This window comes from Allorhodopirellula solitaria, from assembly GCF_007859855.1.
Lineage (GTDB): Bacteria > Planctomycetota > Planctomycetia > Pirellulales > Pirellulaceae > Rhodopirellula > Rhodopirellula solitaria.
On record NZ_SJPK01000008.1, the window covers coordinates 174,375 to 198,638 of the forward strand.

Genomic DNA, 24,264 nt, shown 5'->3' on the forward strand with positions numbered 1-24,264 from the left:
CGAGTGCTCAACTGGTGGATTTTTTCAATCGGCTCATCTCCCGCGTCCGACGTCGTTGCCAAAGAACCAAACGCAAGGCAAAACCAGGAACAATTGAGTTGCTCGCCGACCCAAACCTCCTCGAGTATTGCTTAACTTGATGCCTATGAGGTGGCGCTGCGCTGACCTACGGCTATTTTCTTTCATCCCTTACGGGATACTTGTGGGTAATGACCAGCTCGTCGCTCCGTCCACTACCAATGCGCCGCTGATGGATCACATGACACGACGCAACGCCAAGCAGAAATGCTTCACTGCGTTGGCAAACGGGGCCAAAGTAAGTGCCACTCGCCTTACGGCCCTCGGCTCATTATCGCGGCGTCAGCATCGATTCCACGAGCATTCCGCGTGTCGGGATCGGGCGACTAGGCCAATCCCATCCCCGCGGCTTCGTCGGTGAAGATCGTTTGCGCTCGATCGGGACCGACTGAGAGAATGCCGACGGGAACCCCAACGAGTTCCTCGATCCGTTTCACATAGGCGAGTGCGCCCGGTGGGAAATCGGAAACAGCGCGGACATCGTCGACAGGCGAATTCCAGCCCGAGATGGTCTCCAGCACCGGTTTGCAACGTTTCAGTTCGTCCGCGTGGCTGGGGACGTGGTGAATTTCTTTGCCATCGAGTTCATAGGCGACACAGACCTGCAGCTCCTCGAAATGAGCGAGCACGTCCATCATCATCAGTGCGAGTCGGGTCACACCGGACAACCGGGCAGTGTAGCGAACCGCGACGGCGTCGAACCAACCACAGCGTCGGGGCCGTCCGGTTGTGGTGCCGAACTCATTGCCGAGCTTGCGAATTTTATCTCCGGTCTCGTCGCTCAGTTCCGTTGGGAAAGGGCCACCACCGACGCGGGTGCTGTAAGCCTTGCAGACTCCGAGGACGTGGTCGATCCACTTGGGAGGAACCCCCGCGCCCGCACAGACGCCCACGCCGCTGCTATTGCTGCTCGTGACGAACGGGTAGGTGCCGTGATCAATGTCGAGCAGAGCGCCTTGGGCACCCTCGAAGAGCAGTTTCTGATCGGCTTCGGCAGCGTCCAGAATTTGGTCTGTCGTGTCGGCGATCATCGGTGCCAAACGCTCCGCCCAGGCTGCTGCCATGGGAACCATCTTCTCGGGTGAGATCGATGCGAGTTCCTCGTCGGACGCGCCGAGTTGGCGGAGTAGTTCCGTTTTCTGTTCAGCGACCGTGGCGATCCGCTCGTCACGCGAAGGCTGGATCAGGTCGGTCATGCGGATCCCGTAGGTTCGTCCGACCTTGTCGCGATAGCAGGGCCCGATCCCACGATTGGTCGTGCCAATGGACTCTCCCTTGACGCTCACCGCATTGATCGTCGCATCCTCGATCATGTGCCAAGGCATCACGAGATGAGCGCGGTCGCTCACTTTCAAATTGCCCACCACATCGATCCCACGAGCCGTCAGCCCGTCGATTTCCTCGAGCATCGTGGTCGGGTTGATCACGACACCTGGAGTGATGAAGTTCTTGACGTCACCGTGCAGGATCCCCGACGGGATGTGGTGCAGTTTGTAAACTTCATCGCCCGCGACGACAGTGTGCCCTGCATTCGCACCGCCTTGGTAGCGAATCACACAATCAAACCGCGGCGCCAGCAGATCGACGAGCTTGCCTTTGGCCTCGTCGCCCCACTGCAGACCAATCACACATGTACCGGACAAAACAGGAAACCTTAAGAAAGAGATGAAGAAGGAATCTGGGTTCGCTGTTCAAAGGAAACAGTGAAGGCAATAGCTCGTTTCGAACGATGCCTTCACCTGCCTCATCAGAACACGATTCTTGGACGAACCCTTATTCTGCTGCTGCGACAACGGCGGCTGCGTTGATGTGGAAATGGTCGTAGACGGCATCGTAAGGGCCGCTGGCACCGAAACTGTCCATGCCAACGAACTTGCCTGCCGAACCGATCCAGCGGTCCCACGACATGCGGATTCCAGCTTCGACGGCCACGCGATTGGTGACTGCCGGCGGCAATACTTCATCGATGTAGGACTGGTCTTGGGCGGCGAAGATGTCCATACAGGGCATGCTGACCACACGCACCTTCTTGCCCGCCGCGGTCAGGGTCTCGGCGGCGTCTCGGGCCATGAATAGCTCGCTGCCGCTGCCCATTAGGATCACATCCGGAGTGCCTTCGCAGTCGCTCAGGACATACCCGCCGCGACGGCAGCCCTCGGCCGAAGCGTACTTGGTACGATCGAGCGTCGGCATGTTCTGACGCGACAGCACCATGGCCGCGGGATGATCTTCATCGAGCATCGCGGTGCGGTAGCATTCGGCGACTTCGTTGGCATCGCCCGGGCGGTAGACGTTCAATCCAGGGATCGCCCGGCAAGCGGACAAGTGCTCGACTGGTTGGTGGGTCGGGCCGTCTTCACCGACACCGATCGAGTCGTGGGTGAGGATGTAAAGAGTCGGCAGATGCATGATGCTGCTCAGCCGCATGCCACCACGCATGTAGTCGGTAAAGACAAAGAACGTCGCTGCGTAGCCACGCAAACCCGAGAGGCACAGGCCGTTGGCGATTCCCGCCATCGCGTGCTCGCGGATACCAAAGTGCAGGTTGCGGCCCGCGTATTGGCCGGGCAGGTACTCGCCAGCACCGTCGAAGGTCAGGTTCGATTTGTTGCTCGGGGAAAGGTCAGCCGAACCACCGATCATGAACGGCACGTTGGCGGCGATGGCGTTGAGCACTTTGCCCGAGCTGTTGCGGGTCGCGTCACCCTTTTCACTGGCCTCGAAGACAGGAATATCCTTGTCCCATCCCTCAGGCAGCTTGCCGTCGAAGATGGTTTGCAGTTCCGCAGCCTTGTTGGGCTCCGCTTGCTGGTACTTTTCCCATGTTGTGTCCCAGGCTGCCGACGCCTCGCTGCCGCGAGCGCCCAGACCATTGGCGAAGTGCTCTTTGACGCCTTCGGGGATGTAGAACTTTTCATCCTCGGGCAACCCGTAAGCCTTCTTCGCCAGGGCGACTTCGTCCCAGCCCAGTGGTGCGCCGTGAGCGCCGTGCGTGTTCTGTTTGTGCGGGGCACCGTATCCAATGATGCTCTTGACGATGATCAGCGTCGGTTTGCCAGTGCACGCCTCGGCTTCGGCGATCGCCTTGCCCAATGCGTCGACATCGTTGGCGTCGGCGACCTGGAGCACATTCCAACCAAGCCCTTCGAACTTCTTGCCAACATCTTCGCTGAACGCCAGCGAAGTTTCGCCTTCGATCGTGATGTGATTGTCGTCGTAGATCCAACACAGATTGTCGAGTTGGAGGTGGCCGGCGAGCGATGCTGCTTCGCAGGCAACCCCTTCCATCATGTCACCGTCGCTACAGAGCGCGTACACGTTGTAATCGAACAGTTGTAAGTCAGCGGTATTGTAGTTCGCGGCCAACCATTTCTCGGCCATCGCCATTCCGACGCTATTGCTCACGCCAGCACCGAGCGGGCCCGTCGTCGTTTCAATCCCAGCAGCTTCGCCGTACTCGGGGTGCCCGGCGCAAACTGACCCAATCTGACGGAACTTCTTGATATCCTCCAGCGTCACCGCTTCGTCGCCGGTCGGATTGCCGCACTCATCGGTGGCTTTCGTCCCGATTAGATGCAACGTGCTGTAGAGCAGCATCGAGGCATGGCCACAGGACAGCACGAATCGATCTCGACCAGGCCATTGGGGCCGAGCCGGGTCATAGTTCATTGTGTTTTGGTACAGCTGGTAGGCAATCGGCGCCAATGCCATCGGCGTGCCAGGATGGCCACTGTTGGCCGTCTGGACCGCGTCCATGCTGAGGGAGCGAATGGTATCGATTGCCAGATTCTGAATATCAGTCGAAGTGGCTGTCATGAACCGTGCCGAGGGGTCAGTGGGGAGGAGAAATAATAAAAAAATCCTGGAAAAACCACAGCAACCGCCTCGCCGAGACTATTTCCAGGCCCGCCAAAGCCTACTCACCTCGGCCCACTCGGAAAAGGGGACAGCATGGCGTGCAGGGACACCGAGGCGGAGAACCAAAAAAGTAGGGCTGGCAGGACTTGAACCCGCGACCTAGGAATTATGAGTTCCCAGCTCTAACCAACTGAGCTACAGCCCCAAGTGCCGTCGATTGCGGTGCGAAACGATCCGTCACACCTCGCTGAGTCAACCGCCGCCAAAGACCCCGCTGGGGGCGCTTCTTGAGGCAGTCGCATCGAGGGCCCGCTATCACGACGGGCCAATTGTAGCGGCGCTGTTGGTCAAGCAACAGACATAGCCGGCGGCTAGTTTTCAGGGGAAAAGCTTGCGTAGCGACCGCAGGGTACTTTGCTCACAGTGGCTACGAGGATCGCTGATGTGCAGTCTTTTCAGTGCAGACACAGAGTGGTGGGTTTTGAAGGCATCGCGGTGGCATCCTAACAGCAAGATTTTCATCGGACTGATCAGACCTTGATTTTCGTCAGTCCTCGTGGATCGCACGAATGTACCGCTCAGCGGACTGTTTCACCGCCAACTTCGCATCGCGACGGACTACCTTCCCCCACCAAGCTCCGTAGATTCGGTCGAACTCAAAGGGCTCGATAGAATCGACAATCCGGCGCACGGCCGAGGCCGGGAGTGGGATTAGATTCGGATACGAGTACATGAAACTGACCCATCGACGGTCCTGAACCACTTGCAGGATGTCGCCACTCAAGATGACGCCTTTGCCGTTTGCGTTATCAGGCCAGTGCATCACGGTTCCGCCATCGAAGTGACCGCCGCAGCGGATCAGCGTTCGGCTGCGGCCGATGTCTTTCGTCTGGCCTTCCCAAAATTCGATGGCTGGGGCTGGCCGCGCAACCCACTGACGGTCGGCGGCGTGAAGGTAGATCGGACAATCAAACGCTTGGCTCCACTCGACCATACTCGTGTAGTAGTGGGGATGACTGATGGCGATGGCTGAGATCCCGCCGATTGCTTTCACTATCTCGACCAAATCGTCATCAATTAGGGGAATGCAGTCCCAGAGCACATTTCCATCCGGGTGAGTGACAAGCAACGCACGTTGGCCGATTGCAAACGATGGCTCGATTCCGATTCCGTATAAACCAGGCTCTTCAAGCCTGACGACACTGCGATGTGACTGCTTCAATTCATCGAGGACCGTCCACTGCTGGCCGTTCCAACCGACATACTGCCGTTGGTCAGTGCAAATTTTGCATTCGCTGGGCGGTTCGTCTGATTCGGCGAATTGCGTGCCACAGGTTGTGCAAATGTATTTCGACATGATTGTTTCGCTTTCAACTGTCCCTGCCGACCTTCCCACCGAACTGCTCGAAGACGGCGTTCACATGAACGGCGAGCATTTGAACTAACGCCGGATCATCGGACGTAAGCAGCCTATTTGGGTCAAGCTCTCCCTTGCGACCCGCAAGAACGACAGCTGCCAGAACGTGTTCAACATCCACTGGTAAATTCGTCGATTCTTCCAGCGTGATCGCCATGTCGAAGAGCGGATCTGCCATCGATGGCTCGACGGTTGCTTGGCCCGCTGGTGTGACGAAAATACCCGGTGCGATTTGATGAGCGCTGGTCTTGTCCACGGACACCTCACTGATTTGAATGAAATACGGCCATCTGAAGCAGGTGATCACGTCGTGCGAACGATGCTTTGTCGTTGGCTACGGCGAGGCTGGCTCCGAGTGTTCCGCAGAATCGTCGGCGTGAAATCGTGATTCTCATCTCCGAGTTTGAGTAGACCGCATTCTACCCCGCCTGAGTTGCTCCCGAGAGAACTGATCCGTGGAAAACCAAACCAGGGGCGTATTCTGTTTCAGAGAAAGCCAGGAAAGTGATCGGGACGGGGAAAACATCAGGAGGAACACGGCTGTCTCTGGCCGGACTGGTTCGGACGACGACGATGGCATCGGTCTCTGCCGACACGAACTGTCGCCTTTCGTGGCAGGAGACCGATTGGCGTTTCAGTCATCGCCAGTCGCAGTGTCTCTGCAATGCCGTTGCATGAGGAAAGAGACCGTTTTCACGTGTGGTATGAGGATGCCGACCAGGATGCGATCGCAACACTTTATCGGCTTGTTTGGCGGGAGTCTATTCGTTCGAGCAGCTAGCCTGATTGCCGCCACGACGAGATCAATAGTGACCGGTAGGTTGGTTTCCTTCTCCAAGTCGATGGCGAGATCAACAATCGTATCTCGTGTGGTGGGGTCAAGCTTTGCTTTTCCTGATGGCGAAATGGATAGACCTGGCACGATCTGACGTTCAGAATGCATGGTTTTCTGCGTTGGGGTGACGAAAAGCGATCCGCGCGGCTTCGAAGGTCAACATCGCGGATTTTGGGTTCATCCGACGGAAGCGTGCGCAGAGCACAGCGGAAGGTTTCTTGAGGCCTGGCTGATTGGGTTGAATCTCGCGTCAACTTCCATTGTGAAGAACGTTGCCGTGGGGAAGACCTGTCTGGCCTTCTTGAGAATCAGGTTTTCGTCTGCCCACTCCGATCCGATGATTCCCACGGCGCTTACTCGACTGGGCCGGACGTTGCGCGACGCAGTCACGCCACGAAACTCTGCCATCGATCGTTCCAGATAGTCATGCACGGATGGCTTTACCGCACTCAGGTCTTCGTGATTATCGGTCTCAGTATCATTCCTTGTTGACCCGATGTTCTTGAGATGGGGAACCACGACCGGGGTAGCGAAATCGCTAGATCCATAGAAGGAGTCTTGTAGTCGATTAATGTAATCGACCGAACTTTGCTCGACAAAAAGAACTATCTCGCTGGTTGAGCCTTCAGCGGGTAACGTGCCGCGCAGGCGGAGTTCATGCCCCAGCAGGCTAATCAAGCGATTGTCATCGCCAATCGTATGAATCAACTTAAAAGAAACGCCGTCTCCCAGCGGGATCTGATCTGGGGGGCCGGTTTAACCGAGCCCCCGGTTGGACGACGTACACGAGGAGTTGCATACCATCGTGCCCATGCCGAAGCATCTAGAAAACTCTCGCAGGTCGTCGCCTTCGTCGCCATTAGTGGTCTGTCACAGTTAAAATTTAGGGTTGATCGTAGTGGACGAGGCGACGAGCTGGTCATTACCCACAAAACCAGATCCCCTGTCAGCTTGTCTGACAGGAATCACCGTTTTGTGATTCGATCAAGATGGAGCATTCATCCCGCTCCCATGCGGGCTTGCCCCGCATGACAGCAAAGTTTATCGACTTGGTTTCCTGTCAGACAAGCTGACAGGGGAACGTGTGTCGATACCGCGGTTTTCTAATTTCAAAACGTCGCTTCCCGTGTGACAAGCACACGGGGGAGCAAACTAATGGGTAATCAACAGGAGGCGACGAGTCCTTGGATTTGACGCCAGTTCAGGACTCGTCGCCTCGTCCACTACCCTAAGAATAAGTCGTGACAGACCACTAGCTACCTCTTTGCAGTCGGTAACGAATTCTCGAAAAGAATTGCTTCCGGTGGACCACAATAGGCAGAATGCAGTATCTTTTATACGGTCTTCGGGGGATATATTCTCGGTAATCGTGCGCAACGTGTCGAGCGGGCGTTTGCCAAGATGAGGACGCATAATCGACGTCAAGAGAATCAGGTCTCCCGGATCTTTATGCCGGTAGAGTTTTGTAGGAAGGAGGATGGGAACGCTGGTGGTAGCCAGTTTGTGCTGCTTCCGGGTCTGGGTGGCCGCTGCTGAACGATCGGTGAAGTGGTACTCGATCTCTCAGGAGCGATAGGTCATTCGGTCCCAGAAGGGAGCCTGGTATCCTTGATTGGCTAATGCCAGTTCCACTGCGTGACGTCGACGTCGACGATTCTCGATATCCACTGGTCGATCTCCTTCCTGGACCGGAATGACGAGCATCATCAACTTTTGATTCTTCGTCAGTTTGTTTTCAATTAGATCCTGAATGGCATGCGTCGGTTCCGTGATGGATTTGAGTTTTTCATTCTGAATATCCTTGAAGGGATCGTCCCACATCGAACCAGCCAAGCTGAGGGTGCCTGACACCGAGGGATAGATGGTATTGAACTCAACAGGGGATTTGTTCGCTTGCGACTCTTCTTTCATGGCGGGATCAGGGCTCCAACCGAAGTAGAGAAGAAGGGCAAGCAGTCCGCTGCCGACGAACAGGGGTGAAGACAGTGCATTTTCTTGATTCATGACTTAGTTCATGTCGATCGTTGCGGAGTGGTTCAGAAAGCTAGATGTTCGTGGATAAAATCTTGAGTTCGATCTACTGAGAGCATGTTGGTGCGATGGATTCCTTCCTTCTGTGAGAATTCCGTGTCCAAAGGATTGCCGCACGAGTCGTCCTCCAAACGCGTTGCGAGAAGCAATCGTCGTTTTCTATCTCGGCAGCCGGAGGACGGAGTTAGTCCAGCGTCGGCTGTATTGGGAAGATCAGGCAACTCGGAGATGAGATCGCTGGGACGCATCAAGATCGAGTTTTCGCGTGGATCGATTGGTTCTAAACCTTCACGTAGCAGCTTCCAAACATTCTGCTGGCGGCCGGCATCGTAGATTGCGACGATGTCCGCTCGCTCCACTTGCGACGGCCACGGTAAAGCGGGGGTACAGCGATTGGGGTCGAGTGCGGCCAAGCCTGGGACATCTCTTGGCCGCTGGAGGTCTGAGTGGGTTTGGCTGAGTTGCTGCATGGCCGCTAGACGTGCCAGCAAACCACTGACACTTGCATACATGCCTGTTCCGTCCAGATGGGACATGTTGATCAGCAGGTCGGCAAGCTGGCCCCAATTGTCAGGATGGAGCATGCGGCTAGCCCCATGGGGCACTCCGGCGAAGATGATTTTGCGGACGGAATTGTCCCAAGCAACGGTCTTTGCATCGTGGCATTCGATCAAAGCTTTGGCTACCAAACCGCCTCGACCATGGGCGAGAATGTCGATGCAGTTCTCATTTGCGACACGATTCCCGAGCTGTTGCTGGAGGGCACGTGCGAGTGCATTGGCGTTCTCCAGCGGCGATTTCGAAAGCGTATGGTGGTCAAATCCCACCACGGCCGCATATTTGCGACAGACGCGACGGGAAAAGCTCTCCTGCAACATCCCCAAGACGCTTTCGGTGTCACAGAGTGTGTCGTGCAGAATTAGGAGCGTGCGGGGGACGTCACCTGAGGTCGGATAGTTGCCCAAACTCAATGCAGATTGGCCCAGTGGCTCAGCCGTCGCGTTGGGATTCACCTGTACGAGGCGTTCGCCTGCAATGCGTTCGGAGTCGTACCGTTGGACAAGTTCCGCTACCGATCCTGCGGAACGCTCCGCGATCCAATGTCCAATGGGGCGTGGAGTCAGCGGGGGGCTGAAGACACGCGGTTGGATGCCAAAGGCCTGACGCAGCGAATCGCTCCGATCGATTTCCCATTGAAAGATTGAACCCGGTAGAGGTCGGTTTTTCTCGCCGTCTGCAACCTGCCAGTAGCGTAGACCGTTTTGATCGACGAGGCTTAACTCAAAATGGTCATCAGGTATCGCTTCACTCGCGTCTCGGCTGCGCAGCATTTTGGCCGACATTCCTGGGCCACTGAGCGATCGACCTAGCGTGGAGACCGAGCGTTGCAGCGGCGCGTGGCAGGTGCCCCACGATCCGTCCTTGCGTCGCCGAAGAATGTCAGCCTGTTGGGACTCACTGTCGTTATGCGGTGTTGAGTTTCCGCATCTGGGCGTGGGCGGGTCGATTGACTGCATGCCGAACGTATCCATCAGCTTCATCGTCGGATTGCCGTATAGAATCAGACTTGCCCAACTGAGTCCGGCAAAGGTTCCAAGACACTCGCTCGGCTCAATCCCACCCACCGTGATCTGTTTTGCCCGAGCTTTGGCGATCCGCAGCGCTTCGCCCACACTTTCACGCTGTAGTAGTAAAGCGTCATAGAAATCGGTGGCTAGTTGCATAGCCACCGCGTCGTCAATAGGCCAGAGCGGACCGATGTACGCAGTGACGCCCTGATTGATGAACGCGGTCGCGAGCCCAAAGACGTCGCTCTGGTAGCCCGTTGTCTCGGATTCGCCCATGCTGGATTCACAGGCATTGGCGTAGACGAGCCAAGGCGTTGAGCCGGCGTTGGCCAACGTGTTGCGAATCTCGACCGCCCATAACGGTCCGTCGGACAGAATCCAGGCGCTTTGTTCGCGGTCGTCCTCGACGTACTCGGCGTGCCCAGCGAAATGGATGATGTCGTACTTCCCCTCACGCAGCCATTCACGAACTTGGTGTGTGGTTACAATTTCATTGATTCGCACGTCTTCTGGTTGGAAGTTTAGTTCGCCACCAAGTTCCACCTTGAGTCGCTTGAACTGTTGAACGACTTGCTCCGCCTCCTCTCTCGCGCGCGGTAGTTGCTGGGCCCCTCCGAAGGACCCCAGGATTGGGTCACCGATTATCAAGACCTTCAGTCCCCGCTGCGATCGTTTCGGGACCGGTCGTGCTATTCCCGTTGGCATCGCCAGTTGTCGCCCGAGGGCGTACCGTTCTCCCAAGAATGCTGTGCCGTCGTGCATCAGTTCCCAGGGGAAACGCATCAGCGACAGCGGTAGTTGCAGCTGCAGGTGCAAGACTTGATCGGGGGTCTCCTTCTGGACGTGTTGCCGTTCGATGTTTAACGGAGTATGCAATCTTTGAATGACATCTTCGCCGAGCAAACGACCAAGCGACTCAAAGGTTTTCAGGTGAGTCTTGTTTACCCATGAGCGTTGCAGCAACCCTTCGAGGCGGCTGAGCGTGCTTCGAATCGTCTGCTCGTTGACGCGGCTGAATTGTTCGGCAACCGTGGCGCCCAACCGAGACGATTCCAACACGACGCGATAGCCGCTGCGTTTGACTACTGTACGTTGTGCCGGCGTATCCCCTAGCGGAATGGATGCCTTGAGTTCGTCGATCGTCTCCTCGTTGATCGAAAGCGTCACACAGGGCGGACGACGGAGCGCTCGAAACTGGCTGCCCGCACCCGAAATCACCGAGTCTGGCCCCGTCAAACGCTTCAACAAATCGTCTCTTGCCCCAGCACTCGCGGTCGAAAGTAACGAGCTGATTAAACGCCACATTTCGCCCGGATGATTGCTGATCAGATTGATCGCGCCCAACAGCGATACCCAATGAACGTGCTGGTGAAAATCAAGATCAAGATAGCCGGAGTTTATCAAGCGATCGAGATGTTGCGGGCGATGAATCAGGACTCCGCATCGTCGCGTTTTTTTAAGCTTCCGATCCACCCCGTCATCGGCGTCAGCACGCGGTTCGCTCGCCAAAACAAAGGACTGGCCGCTGGTAGCCAATTCGGTTGCGGCGGGCTCGAAAAGAGTGGCCACTTCTTGGGTCACTTTCAACAGATGAGCCGCATTTTCAAAATTGGCTTCTTCTTCCTGTGAATCTCGCGTCTGAAAGTCATGCCACATTGTTTCCAATATTTTGCGTCGTGATTCGGCCGCCGCATCGAGCGCGGCGCCTTTTGGCAACTTGGGGTGAAATGCCCTCTCCGAATGAGTAGCCATGAGGTTCTTAAACGCGTGTTCAAAATTGACCTGCAGTTCTTCGGGAATGCGTTCTTTTCTCTCCGCGGTGAAATGCTGAGTCAATTGCTGTCGATACCAGAACCGAAAGGGCCCCTGCTCAATTAATTTGTCCATCTCCTCACAGACGACCTGCAGCAGAACCAGCAAGTCATAGGCAATCAGCTCGCGACCTCGTAGGTCCGGAACTGCATCGTTTCGCTCATCAAATTCAGCGACAAGCTTTCGGAAAACGCGGTCGCGCATTTCCCAGACGACGGGGTTTCCCAACGAGGCCAACATCACAAGAAGAAACGTATCCAAAGAGCGAGTGATCCGTTCCAAGTGTGATAAATCCAATGCAGAAACCACGGGCAGCAACTCCTGCTTGCTGTGATAGGTCTCGCTAATGATTCGCACCAGAACGCACCCCATCGCGCGAGGATCCCGCGGATTGGCATACCGCATATCCTTGAGCAATTTGATAAGGTTGCAGGGATCGTCATCAGATTCATCGTCGATAAGTGGATCGTCATCCTTCCATCGTAGAAGCTCCGCACAGCCGTTGATCAACTTGGCATATGACCATTCTGGCGCCTGTTCGTTATTCTCCGATCCGACCATGACGTGGACCAATGATCGCAGCTGATAGGCAATCTCCAAGAACTGCATCGAGCACATGTCAAACGCGATTAAGTCGATCGGTTTGCCATCGCGGTCTTTGACCAACTCTGCGAGCACCTCACCTAACTCAACCGGATTCAGAGCATCCTGAGCCGTACCGTCGTCACAGAACGCAAACAGTTGCTCGTAGTCGCCTGTCGAGTCAACGTTTCCCACGATCGAATCCGGCTCGGCGATTCCCGTGCCACCAAAGATGAGCGCGATGTGCCGGGCGGGACATTGCTGGATGCCCCAACGGAAAAACTTCAGCGCCGTTTCAGGGTCGCCCGTATTGATCTCGCCAATGGAATCGGCCGAAATATTGTCCATTGACTCGTCCGCGATTACGAATCGGTGGGCCCCCTCTCCCGCCAAGTCGTGTTGGACCGCAACATAGACGTGCTCGGAAGGTTTGATCTTCCGGATGTGTTTGAGATTTTTTTGGATTCGGCGGCTCCACTGACCGTGGTCGCCGCAGAGATAAAAGAGGAATAGCCAAGTCCGTGTCTCACGTTCAGGGCGTTGTTGGTCCTGAGCCATAAAGGCGGGGTCAGATTGAGAAAAAGTGGACATGGTGTTCTCTCGGGAAATTTCGCACCGAATAGGGATGTACACCTACCCTGTGAGGCCGGTTAAGGCTACTCCTTCAGGGGGCCGTTGTCAAATTTTCCGTAGCGCTTCAGGCAGGGGCGCACAGAAGATGCTCTGACCGGCCACGTCTTGTTCTCTCTGGCAATGCAGAACAGCGGATGTCAACTCAACTGCCATTTCTCGCGGGCGGGCGGGATGCCCGCATTCCTTGCGGCACGGAGACGCGCAGGTGTTTGTCCCTCGCGGGAAGCGACGCGGCGACGCCTCGTGTGTGTCCCCGTACTGTCAAATACCTCGGCCGATGTGACGGGCCGGTGAATCAAGGCGAGCCTCTTGACCATGGTCTGCCATCTACTCTAAACTAACGAAGGCTATTGCGATTGAGTCTCAATAGCCAGAGCGTCAAGCCAGCAAACTTTGTCCAGCCAGCCAGACATCCGTTCGCAGCACTGCTGCGATGAAGATTCCCGCCAAGCCTCCCCCCGCGCAAAGTTCTGGAAAATGCTTTTTACCGCCCGTCGTTCACCGCTGCCGTGTACCTCTCTGAAACAGCGGAAGTCCGGATTCACCCTTGTTGAGCTCTTGGTGGTGATCGCCATCATTGGCGTTTTGGTCGGGTTGCTGTTGCCTGCCGTGCAGGCCGCACGCGAAGCAGCACGCCGGATGCAGTGTCAAAACAACGTCAAGCAAATTGTGCTCGGCATGACGATGTTCGAGCACACGTTCAAGCATTACCCCTATTCTCGGACGGGTTCCTTGTGGCGAATTTTGGGGTACGTCGAGCAAACGGAACTCGGTGATCGGTTCAACGCAGCCAAGCACCCGAATTTCAACGTGCCGACGGCATCGGAGTACAAATGGGGTTACAACGGTATCTTGTCAACGGACTGGAGCAACAAGGACCAGTTGCTCGATGGTGCGGCATCGCAACTCTCGGTGTTTCAATGTCCCAGTCGCACGGGATCCGGAACGATCATTGACAGCGACGGCTTTACAATGGGTGTCGCAGATTACACCACCCCGCGGATTCCAGCACTTCGTCCGGAAGGACACCCGCTGTTTTATCGCGACGGCGAGCCACAGATGCAATTCAGCACGGCAATGACCCCAGCCTCGGGATCGCGGAATTTCAATCCCAACAACAAGGGCGGACGGGCGAGCAGCATCTTGGACGGCTTTTCAAACACGCTGATGTACTATGAGTGCGTCGGTTCTCCTGAACTGTTTGTGCGCGGCAGGATGGTAGACCCCACGGGCGGTCCGAGCATCGCTTGGGCGGGAGCGGGTGACGGCGTGAAAATGCGAGCCTACCTCGGCGACAATATGACTGCCGACACGTCGAATACGAACCGTGGCAAGTCAACGTCCGCTAATCCGAACCTTCCCGATACCCCGACTGACTGCACCAAGCCAGCAGCCTGGGAAGCGACCATCGACACCTGTGGCAGCTATCGATCGCTCAACCATACCAACAAGAGTCAGCCATTCAGTTTCCATCCGGGTTCGGTCCACATTGGGCTGTGCGATGGCTCAGTGCGGAATATCACTGACTCCATTGACCAAGGTGTGTTTCTTAACCTGATGCTGCGGGACGATCGCCAGGTTCCCGAGGAGTATTGAGTGATCGCAGGTCGCTCTCTTTACTCAACTTGCCGCTCAAATGAAGCAACTGTGGCAAAAGCGTGTTTCTCCCGTGGGACCGGTTGATGAAGACGTCTGGAGGCCTGTCCACCAGCGTCCAGTTGCCCTCCGAGATCGGTCTCATTCGACCCAGTGACGGGCGGAGATGCTCATCAATTACGGGAATGGACGTTAGTCCATAAAAAAAGCCACTCTGCGAAGAATCGCAAAGTGGCTAATCAGTGGAGGCGGGGAGGATTGAACTCCCGTCCCGCGATGCATCCACGACACCGTCTACATGTGTAGTCAGACTATTTGTGCTCTTGCGAGCGATTCGCTTCACGAGGCGCTGCCTAACAGGCTCCCCGATTGGCTAACTCAAATCAAATTTAACCGATCGCGTCTTGAGTAAGACGACCAGCGATCCGGAATTGTGACGGACATTCGGGCGACTCCGGCGATCCCCCTCAGTCCGCGCTACCTATACTTAGGCGGCGAGTGCAAAGTTTTCTTCTGCAACTAAAATTTTTGATCAGATTTTTACGTGGCCTTCTGATCAACCACGACACGCAGGCATTCGCTTCTTGACATCCGGTCGATTCCAAGTCGCCCCCAGGTACCTGGGGTGACGTCAGTGGCGACGAAAAGTCGTCAACGACATCGAATTCCACTCTACCAGACGTAGCGGGCGGGCGAAAGGTTCACTGGAATCTGGAAAGCCCGCCAGAATGGTGCAGGGTAAGGATCCGACGCCCCGTGCTGGCACTCGTGTGTCTATTGGGAGTCTGTCTCGAGGCTGCGAGAGACGATGACTTGATGGGGACCGCGAACTGTCCCGTCGACGTCAACGTCGACCTGGAAATCGAACTGCCCCGCCGGCAGCTCCATCGTGGCAAAGTGGCCGCGCGGATCCCCGGTCTCGATCTCAACACGTTCGCTGGCTTCGCCTGCTCGGATCGTGGCGGATGCGGAGGGAGGGGCGTTTCGAAAGATCAGTTCGATGCGATAGGTCGCGGGCTCTCGCGCCTCTAATTTCCAGAGCCCGTTGGAACCTGCCGCCCAGGGGGTGCCCTGAATGTGCCGCCAATCCTGGCGTGTGAGCACCGTCGACGGCTCATGTTCGGTGCCGATGACGATTCGCGGAGGGGCGTAGTTATCGGGCCGTGTGGAGCTGACATCTTCAAACCAATCGTGATACGCGGCGAGCAAACGCTTGGTGACTTGCGGTCGCTCGTCGACGAGATTGTGTTGCTGGCGAGGATCTTCGTTCAGGTTGTACAGTTCGATTTTGGGCTCGCCCACAAAACGCTCGCGGCCGAAACCGCTGGGGTGCACCAGTTTCCAGGGTGCTTCGTGAATAGCAAAATGATGATACGGGTGTGGGACGTCGCCGCGATGAGCTTGAAAGATCACTTGGCGAGTCGGCCAGCGCGGATCCTCGTTAGTGAGCAGTGGCAGGAAGCTGCGGCCGTCCATGGGATTCTCCATCGGCGGCTCGATCCCACAGGCCTCGAGAATGGTGGGCATCACGTCGATATGGGCACACAGTTCGTCAGAGGTTTGATCGGCGGGAACACGCGCCGGCCAGTGGAAGAGCAGCGGGGAGCGGATGCCACCATCGTCGACGTCAGCCTTCTTGCCCCGCATCTCGCCGACGTAACGTCTCGTATTTGGACCATTGTCGTTGAGATAAATGACGATCGTGTTGTCGCGAATGCCGAGTCGCTCGAGTTCGCCCATCAGGCGGCCAACGTTGTCGTCGATGTTGGTGATCATGGCCGCGATCCGGGCCAGTTTGTCCTGTTCCGCTTTGGCTCGTTTGTCGGAAACCTGCCCGATAATGATCGGAGCGAAATCGACCTGCTGGTACTGCTGGTAGAGTTCATCGGGCACATCATGGAACGGCCCGTGCGGTGCATTGGTCGCAATGTAGGTGAAGAACGGCTGTTCTGTTTTCACTGTCTCTTCGATGAAGTCGATGGCAGCGTCGAAGTAGAGGTCGGTGCAGTATCCTTTCAACGGCACTTCCTCACCGTTTCGAATCAGGATTGGATCGGTGTATTTCCCCTCCGCTCCGATCGGATCGGACGGTTGGCCGATCCCACCGCCGCGGATGACGAGGCTATCTTGGAACCCCTGATCCATTGCCCGCAGCGGATAGCTATCGCCTAGATGCCATTTGCCGTAGATACCGGTTTGATAGCCAGCGTCGCGGAGAACTTCGGCGACAGTGACCTCTTCGGGAGCCATCATGGCGCGGCCGATGTAGGTATCGATGCAACGCGTGCGGTAGTTGTATCGCCCTGTCATCAGGCTGGCCCGCGTCGGTGCGCAGACCGGACTGACGTAGAAGTTGCTCAGGAAGCCACTCTGATCTTTCATCGTGTCGAGGTGAGGCGTCCGAATGAGATCGTTGCCCATGAATCCGTAGTCGCCCCCGCCCTGGTCGTCGCTCATGATCAAGATCACGTTGGGTGACTCGGCGCGCTCCTGGGCGACGACGACTTCGAGGTTGGTGCTGGTTGTCAGCAGCAACAGCAGCGCGAGGAAGGTGTTACGAAACATCGAGTGGCAGCCGAGTTAGCGGGGAGCGGAGGCGGGCGACGGCACGTGCGTCGGCAGGCCGGGTATCGGCACCATTCTAGTCGATCGAATCGGGGCGTGGCGTGGGGCGGCTATGATGGTTGTGAACGATCTCATTGAGAGCGGCTTGCAATCGAATGACAATGTCCGGGCGTTCGGCAAATAGGTTGGTCCGTTCGGCCGGGTCGGCTTTCAGGTCATAGAGTTGAGCGGTGGGGCCGCCCTCGCTCGGCTGTTGCCGTTTGGGTTTGGAAAACCCACCCGAGCCTAACTCGGTGATGAGTTTCCAGTTGCCTTCGCGAATGGTCATCATCGAACGCACGCTGCCGGCTTGCATGACCCATTGTTTCCGCATCGTCGCGGTCTGAGAGGAATTTCCCAGCAGGGCCGGAAGAAAGCTGAAGCTGTCGGGCCCCGCATTCTTGGGAAGGGTCACGTCGAGTACGTCTGCAAAGGTGGCGAGGAAATCGGTGAAGCAAACCAATTGCTCGCTGTGGCTGTCTGCTGGAACTCGTCCTGGCCAACGCACGATAAGCGGCATCCTGTGCCCAGCTTCCCAGGCATCGGCTTTCATGCCGCGTAGCCCGCCCGCGGAATCATGCTGATAGCGTCGAGTGTCGTCCTCGTACCAAACCGGACCGTTATCGGACGTGAAGATCAGAAGGGTTTCCTCCTCCATTCCCGCCGTCCGGAGCGACTGAGTGACCCGTCCGATCTCGGCGTCGACCATCATGACGAAATCGCCGTACATGCCAACCTTGCTCTTGCCAGCGAACCTCTCCGCGGGCAGCCAGGGAGTGTGCGGCGCGGGATAGGCCAGATAGAGCATTAACGGCTGAGCGGGTTGCTCGTCGTCTGACGGACCGTTTTGGGCCGCGTGCTGTTCGATGACCTTGATCGCCTCGTCAGTGAAACGTTCGAGCACATTGTCGAGTTGCAGATTCGGAGCGATTCCTCCCGCCCGCCAAAAGGCGCCCTGAATGGGTGACCAGTTCTCGCTGCGATTCGCCGCAATCCGCTCAGTCGGTTCTTCGACAGCATGATCGTCGCGGATGTAAAAGTAGGGCGGGATGTCTGTGGAGGCTCGGATTCCAAAGAAGTGATCGAATCCGCAGTCGACTGGACCGCCTGGCAAGGGTTGGTCGTAGCCATGCTCACGAAACCCAAGATGCCACTTCCCTACCATGGCCGTTCGATAGCCCTGGTCTTTCGCGAGCGACGCGATGGTCATCTGGTGCCGCTCAATCAGCGGCTCGGTCGGCCAGACACTGACGTCGGTTCGAAACGGGTACCGGCCTGTCATCAGCCCATAACGCGACATGTGGCATAGAGGCCCAGGGGCGTGGGCATCCGTGAAACGCATCCCGGCCCGGGCGAGCGCATCGATGTGGGGCGTCTCAATCTTGGATTGCGGCTGGAAACAGCCCGGGTCTCCGTAGCCCATGTCATCGACAAGCACGACGACAATGTTTGGCTGGGCCGGCGTCGAGTTTGCCCGAGGTGTATCGGCGCTAACGGGCAATGTGACGATGCCGCATAGGATAGCCAGAACACGGCGGCATGAAGTTGGCACGTGACAGCGCATGGGACTGCAACTTAAGAGAATGGGAGGGGACGGGCTGCGGGCGTTTTTTGCCGGAATCCAGGTGCGGTCCGAGCACGATGGATGGCTCAGTGCGGTGTGGATTCTACCAGTTCGCCAGCCAGGTAGGCGGCCAATTTCGCCGGGGTGGGGTAAGTCTCAGCGACCACGGGCGTCAATTCCACGCCCAGCCAATCGTCGAGTTCGCCGCTCAATTCGACTGCGCTCATGGAATCGAGCCCATGCTCGGTGAAGCGGGTATCGCGGCAGACGTCTTTCGCATCCATCCCACTGCGATGGATGAGCCAGGCCAGCATCCACGCTTCAATTTGTTGCGTCGCTTCACCACGAGACGATTCATCGACGTGCTGGGGCAACGGGGGTAGCTGATCCGACGTGCCCTGGTCGGCGAGAATGGAGCGAGACCATTCATAGCGAGCAGGGATTTCATCGGACTCGAGTAACTGTCGGCACGCCGCACGCTTGACTTTCCCGCTCGTGGTCACCGGGATGGCCCCCGGCCGCGTCAGAACGATCTGCCGCGCATCGATTTCGTGCTCGTCGATGACCTGCCGTCGGATGTGACGAACGAGTGACGGGAGCGAGTCTTCGTCGGTGTGTCGCGATACCTCCGCAACAATGGAAAGGGCTTCTCCGACGTAGGCGTTGGTTGCCACGGCAACGCACCGAGTCATCTGGTCACCGAGTGCTCGCTGCACGGTGGCCTCGATATCCTGAGGGAAATGGTTACGGCCGCGCAGAATGATGAGGTCCTTGCATCTACCGGTCACATAAAGGTTGCCGTCATGGAAGAATCCCAGGTCCCCGGTGCGGAGGAACTCACCGGCAGCTGCGTCGTTGGCGATTCGTGCGCCGAAACGTTCGGCATTAATGTCGTCACGCTGCCAATAGCCCTGGGCAATGGAGCCACCCTGCAGCCAGATCTCGCCAATTTGACCATCGAGGCAGGGCCGCCCGTCTGGGCAGACGATCTCGATTCGCGTATCCAAACAGGGTTCGCCGCAGCAGGCGATTGTGCGGGTTTGGTTGCGAGGATGATCGTCACCGACGGGCGTGGCACGGCCCATCGTTAATTCGTCGCGATCAATCTTCAGGCGTGGAGCTGAGTGATTCGAACGACTGCTAGCAACCAACAGCGTCGCCTCGGCTAGGCCATAGCAAGGGATGTACGCATTGCTGCGAAATCCTGCAGCGGCAAAATGGTTGGCAAATCGGTCGAGCGTCTCCACCGCGATCGGTTCGGCGCCGCAAAAGGCGACCTCCCAGCGACTCAGGTCGAGCTCGGCAGCCTCATCGGCCGTCATCCGGTCGACACACAACTCGAAGGCAAAGTTAGGTGCCCCGCTGATCGTTGCGCCCGTACTTGCAATCGTTGCGAGCCACCGCGAAGGCTTCGACAAGAAAGAACGCGGTGACATCAACGTCGTGTGCCCGCCAAGGTAGATCGCTTCGAGGAGCCCGCCGATCAACCCCATGTCATGAAACGGAGGCAACCAAGACACAGCGGAGATCGAGTGGTCGTCGGCCGAGCGACTCCGGTGCAGGCCGAATGCATCGCAGATCGACTCCAGGTTTGTCAGCAGGTTTGCGTGGGAAACCATGACCCCTTTGGGATCGCTCGTCGAACCGCTCGTGTACTGGAGCAATCCGAGGTCGGTGGGCTCGATCCGATCGAGAAGTGCCGCGGCATTCCCGGCGATGGGGCCGGGTTGAACGGCGTCGGTCGCCAGGTGGGGTGGCGAGGTAACCGCGTGGGACAATCGGGCGGGATCGAGGCCTGCGAGAGTTTCTGCATCGGCCAGGAGCAGTGCCGGCGCGCAATCGGCCGCTGCGGATTCCAGGCGGGGCATGGCACGCCCCGGTTTGGGAAAACAAGTCGGTACGGGAATCAGCCGGCAGTACTGGCAGGCGAAGAACCCGACGATGAACTCGAGCCCGGGCGGGAACAGGAGGAGAGCCCGGTCTGCCGCCGCGGCAAATTGCGATTCCTCCACCGCACGCTCCTGGGAGGCTGTGGGGCGACGACTTCCCATGACGCCCTCGATCCGCTGCGTCAGTTCGATGACACGGTCGTGTAGCTCTGCATAGGTCAACGAAGGCGTTGGGCCGTCACCGTCGATAAATGTCAACGCGGGGCGATCGGGATGCAACCGTGCACGCTCGGTGAGCAAATGCGGCAGTGACAACCAATCGGGCGTCCGTTGAGCAGCCGAAGCGGGTTTTCGATGCATGGGCGGTAGGTGGTCAGAGGTGAATTGAGTAAAACAACTCATGAGATCATCGCTACCGACGAGACGGAACCGGATGATTCGTTGGTCATGCGATAGCATAAGACCCGTGGAAGTGCGTGAAAAGATGAACGAGTTCGTGAAATTCCGCCGTGATTTCAATCGGCCCCATGGATGATGGATTGTCTGATTTGATGAGCAACGCGTCACCGCAGTCCTGGTATCGCCGCATTGGTAATCCGCTGCCGTCGACCGAGAGTGTGGTCTGGTTCCCGCATGCCGGTGGGGGCGTTTCTTCGTTGATCCGTCAACTCAATCGTTCACCGCCCGGAATCAATGTGTTTGCCGCGACCTTGCCAGGACGCGAGCGGCGATTTAACGAAACGATGCCGGATACCCTCGATCAGCTGATTGCAACGTTGGTCGCCGAACTGCCGCAACTGCCTCGCCCGCCAGTATTGATTGGTCACAGTTTTGGCGCATTGTTGGCCTACTGTGTCGCGCAGTCCGCCGCAGCCAGCGGTTTGGTGGTGATGGCAATGTCGCCGCCGGAGCTGATTTCACGTCGCGATTCGATCGTCCATCTCGAGGACGCTGAGTTTGTCCAACAGCTCGACCGTCGCTACGGCGGGATTCCCCAGACGCTCCGCGAGAACGAGGAAGCCATGCGGTTATTCCTGCCTCCTGTCCGTCACGATTTAAGCTTGATGGAGTCCTATCAGGATGATGCTGCGAAGATCGTCGACATTCCCGTCAGAGCGTACGCGGGGTCGCGAGATACCCGAGTGAGTGCTGAAAGGATGGAGGGATGGCGAGGACGCACGACCGCGACATTTTCTTTGGAGACGCTGTCCGGCGATCATTTCTTTCCTTTGTTGCACGTCAATCGCGTGTTGCAATCGGCTCGCCGTTGTTTTGATACAACGCATTGAGCCGGTAAACATAGGCGACCGCTGTTTGCAATCGGTCATTGGCCCGGCACGTCCCCGGCTCGTCTGAGGCTCCGATGGATGACTCGTCTAGTGACGCGTCCGGTGATTTTACTGATGCCGGGACGTTGATGGACTTGAGAATCAGAGTCGGAGCGAAGTCAGCCTGGGCATTCTGCAGCAGCTCGGCGGTACCATGGTGCTGCATCGCGATGCGATCAGCGGGCCTCAAGAAAGATTGCCAGCTGCTACGAAATGCGGCCAAGCTGAGTGCCCGCTCAGCGACTCGTCGGTCCAGCCGGAGGTGCCCCATCAGCTTCGCATCATCAAAGGCGGGGGACTCGATCGCACACTCGAAACGCTCGCCGCTACCGAGCCGCATGGCGGTCCAGTACATCGGGAGCGGGGCGCCAGTGCCACGCTCGCCGTAGGCCACGACAATATTCTCCAGATCCCCGCTCAGCACGCGTGGGACGTTCGCGGAGCCTCGGCGGCGGCGTTGGTTCTGACGCCAGTTCGTGGTGGTCTTGCTTAATTGGTCGCCAATCATGCGATCGAACACTCGCGTCAGACCAGCCAACTCCGTGTTTTCGGGCTCCAGTGCCAGCAATGCTGCTGCCGTCGCCTCCAGGGTCGAGAGGGCGTGCGCATCGGGCTCGCGACGGATTCGATATCGCCCCGGTGTTTTCGGGGCCAACCGATACTGTGGAAGTGTGTGCAGCCTCGGGATGTCTCGGTACAGCGTTTTGGCTTGATGCCAGGTGCCGTCCAAGACAACCAACTGCTGCGGCCGATCGCATGGCGACAGGTCACTCAATAGCTGCGATTGCGGCCCCGGATAAAGCAGTCCGACTTCCTCGTCGAGCGGCAGTGCCGCAAACTGCTCGGCGAGCTCGTCGTTGTAGGCGACCAGAAGTTTGCAGCTCTGCAGCGATTCGCTGACGATCCGCGCTGTATTGAACGGATGAAACCGCTCGCGTCGGTGCTGTAGAATAATGACCGAAGTGCGGTGATGCACGGGCTCGATCGCATCGCAGAAGCAAAGCGAGCGGGGGCGAAAACAGCGGAGACATCGTTTGGTGCGAGCGGACATGGAGGCGGATCTTAGCGAACTGTTCCCGAGGACGTCACCGATCAGCGGGTCACTCTCTCGGCGGACGGAGAAACGCGGCGACCGCATCACGGGCAGGACAGGTCGAACTGTCAGAACGGGGCGAACTGGCAGAACGAGTGGAACTGGCAGGATTGGTCGAACTGGCAGAACAGGTCTAACACCGCGGCTGGGTTGGGCATGAAACCTTTGTTCAGATAAACGTTTGGGTTCGACGCATGCAGGCGGCTCAGGCCTGCCGATGGCTCCCCCAGCGAAGGGCCGCATCGGCCGTGACTGATCGGCGGCGTAGCGGGAGAGCGGCGGGAGGCGGTGCGATACCCGCCCGCACTTGACGACCGCCCGTCTGCTCGGTACTCTTCTCGCATTAGCTGCCCTAACGATCTGAGGCAGTGCTATCACCAAATCTAATAGAGGCGACATTTGCAGCTGCGAACCTTCGAACTTTTCTGTCATGTCGCCGACCAACGGAGCTTTTCGAAGGCTGCCGTAGCGGCGGGCGTCACTCAGAGCGCAGTCAGTCAATCGATTGGGCATCTGGAAGAGTCCATCGGATCGAAGCTGTTCGATCGTTCCAAGCGTCCTTTGACGCTGACCGAGGCGGGGCAGATCTACCTATTGGGCGTTCGCGAGATCGTTCGCCAGTACAAGGAATTGATCGAGCGTGTCCAGGAGCACGACCGCCATCGCAGTGACACGGTGACGGTCGGAGCGGTATATTCGGTCGGTCTGAGTTACATGCCCGAGGCCACGAAGGCTTTCGAGGAGCATCACCCTGATGTTCGCGTCCGCACTGAGTTTGGCTCGAGCCAGCGGGTCGTGGAGTTGGTACTTGAGAACAAGGTCGACTTTGGGCTGGTCAGCTTCCCCCGTGCGACCAAGGTACTTGGGACGATCCCGTGGCAGTCCGAACCGATGCGTTTGGTCTGTTCGGCGGAGCACGCTTTAGCGTGTGAGACCGAGGTTTCGGCCGCGCAGCTCAATGGCATTGAGATGATTGGATTTGAACGTGGATTGGTTCTGCGTCAGTCCGTTGATCAGTGTTTCAAGGCGGCGGGGATATCGGTGGTGACCGCAATGGAGTTCGACAATTGCGACTCGATCGTGCGAGCGATCCAGGCAAACCGGGGGATTGGGATGATCCCTGAGGCGGCGGTACGACGTGAGACGGCCGATGGCACTTTACGTGTCATTGCCTGTCGAGAGATTCAGATGGTTCGCCCATTGGGGATCATCTTCCGCAAACGCGGCGCGCTCAGCGGCGCGGCAATCGACTTCGGCTCACTCTTGTTGGGCCACGAGATGGAGCATGACCTGCTCACCAAGAACGAGGCGGCCAAAGCGGACCGCGAGCGATGCGAATCCCAGGATCGGGCCGCATCGGTGCTGATTTAGTGCCT

Annotated in this window: 14 protein-coding genes, 1 tRNA gene and 1 other RNA gene; 3 read left to right on the plus strand and 13 right to left on the minus strand. The window is 57.5% G+C overall.

What is annotated here, in order from left to right:
- Window positions 1-404 precede the first annotated feature (404 nt).
- The 8 genes from CA85_RS16020 to CA85_RS16055 all read right to left on the minus strand — a co-directional run bounded on the left by CA85_RS16020 (window position 405) and on the right by CA85_RS16055 (window position 12,772).
- Window positions 405-1,721, minus strand: coding sequence for an adenylosuccinate synthase (locus tag CA85_RS16020; protein WP_186774994.1), 1,317 nt, complete (start codon window positions 1,719-1,721; stop codon window positions 405-407).
- Window positions 1,722-1,851: 130 nt separating this feature from the next.
- Window positions 1,852-3,894, minus strand: coding sequence for a transketolase (tkt, locus tag CA85_RS16025; RefSeq protein ID WP_146392341.1), 2,043 nt, complete (start codon window positions 3,892-3,894; stop codon window positions 1,852-1,854).
- 173 nt (window positions 3,895-4,067) lie between these two features.
- Window positions 4,068-4,141: transfer RNA gene (locus CA85_RS16030), tRNA-Ile, on the minus strand.
- Window positions 4,142-4,483: 342 nt separating this feature from the next.
- A complete protein-coding gene (locus CA85_RS16035) occupies window positions 4,484-5,293 on the minus strand; it encodes an MBL fold metallo-hydrolase (RefSeq protein WP_146392342.1) in 810 nt (269 codons plus the stop codon).
- 13 nt (window positions 5,294-5,306) lie between these two features.
- Entirely contained in the window at window positions 5,307-5,609 is a 303-nt protein-coding gene (locus CA85_RS16040; RefSeq protein ID WP_146392343.1) for a hypothetical protein, read from the minus strand.
- A gap of 756 nt (window positions 5,610-6,365) precedes the next feature.
- A complete protein-coding gene (locus tag CA85_RS16045; RefSeq protein ID WP_146392344.1) occupies window positions 6,366-6,896 on the minus strand; it encodes a hypothetical protein in 531 nt (176 codons plus the stop codon).
- A gap of 855 nt (window positions 6,897-7,751) precedes the next feature.
- The gene (locus CA85_RS16050) at window positions 7,752-8,192 is read right to left on the minus strand and encodes a hypothetical protein (protein WP_146392345.1); all 441 of its coding nucleotides are present in this window, start codon (window positions 8,190-8,192) and stop codon (window positions 7,752-7,754) included.
- A gap of 32 nt (window positions 8,193-8,224) precedes the next feature.
- Window positions 8,225-12,772 carry a CHAT domain-containing protein gene (locus CA85_RS16055; RefSeq protein ID WP_146392346.1) on the minus strand — a complete coding sequence of 1,516 codons (4,548 nt, stop codon included), beginning with the start codon at window positions 12,770-12,772 and terminating at the stop codon, window positions 8,225-8,227.
- Between the two features lie 519 nt (window positions 12,773-13,291).
- Here CA85_RS16055 and CA85_RS16060 point away from each other — a divergent pair.
- Window positions 13,292-14,410, plus strand: a complete 1,119-nt coding sequence (locus tag CA85_RS16060) for a DUF1559 domain-containing protein (protein WP_146392347.1) — start codon at window positions 13,292-13,294, stop codon at window positions 14,408-14,410.
- Window positions 14,411-14,650: 240 nt separating this feature from the next.
- Here the strand turns inward: CA85_RS16060 and ssrA are convergent.
- The 4 genes from ssrA to CA85_RS16080 form a co-directional block, all read right to left on the minus strand.
- Window positions 14,651-15,024: a transfer-messenger RNA gene (gene ssrA / locus CA85_RS16065) on the minus strand.
- Between the two features lie 160 nt (window positions 15,025-15,184).
- Window positions 15,185-16,975, minus strand: a complete 1,791-nt coding sequence (locus tag CA85_RS16070; RefSeq protein ID WP_146392348.1) for an arylsulfatase — start codon at window positions 16,973-16,975, stop codon at window positions 15,185-15,187.
- 76 nt (window positions 16,976-17,051) lie between these two features.
- Window positions 17,052-18,566: a sulfatase family protein gene (locus CA85_RS16075; RefSeq protein ID WP_246112852.1), complete on the minus strand. Its 1,515-nt coding sequence runs from the start codon at window positions 18,564-18,566 to the stop codon at window positions 17,052-17,054.
- Window positions 18,567-18,664: 98 nt separating this feature from the next.
- Window positions 18,665-20,869, minus strand: a complete 2,205-nt coding sequence (locus tag CA85_RS16080; RefSeq protein ID WP_246112853.1) for an AMP-binding protein — start codon at window positions 20,867-20,869, stop codon at window positions 18,665-18,667.
- A 107-nt stretch (window positions 20,870-20,976) separates the two neighbouring features.
- Between CA85_RS16080 and CA85_RS16085 the strand changes: the two genes are divergently transcribed.
- Window positions 20,977-21,756: a thioesterase II family protein gene (locus CA85_RS16085; RefSeq protein ID WP_146392351.1), complete on the plus strand. Its 780-nt coding sequence runs from the start codon at window positions 20,977-20,979 to the stop codon at window positions 21,754-21,756.
- On the opposite strand, the gene CA85_RS16090 is transcribed toward CA85_RS16085, so the two are convergent.
- Entirely contained in the window at window positions 21,707-22,846 is a 1,140-nt protein-coding gene (locus CA85_RS16090; protein WP_146392352.1) for a tRNA-uridine aminocarboxypropyltransferase, read from the minus strand. The two genes, CA85_RS16085 and CA85_RS16090, sit on opposite strands and share 50 nt — an antisense overlap.
- A gap of 441 nt (window positions 22,847-23,287) precedes the next feature.
- On the opposite strand from CA85_RS16090, the gene CA85_RS16100 reads away from it, so the two are divergent.
- Window positions 23,288-24,259 (plus strand): LysR family transcriptional regulator, encoded by a 972-nt coding sequence (locus tag CA85_RS16100; protein ID WP_146392353.1) that lies wholly within the window; start codon window positions 23,288-23,290, stop codon window positions 24,257-24,259.
- Window positions 24,260-24,264 lie beyond the last annotated feature (5 nt).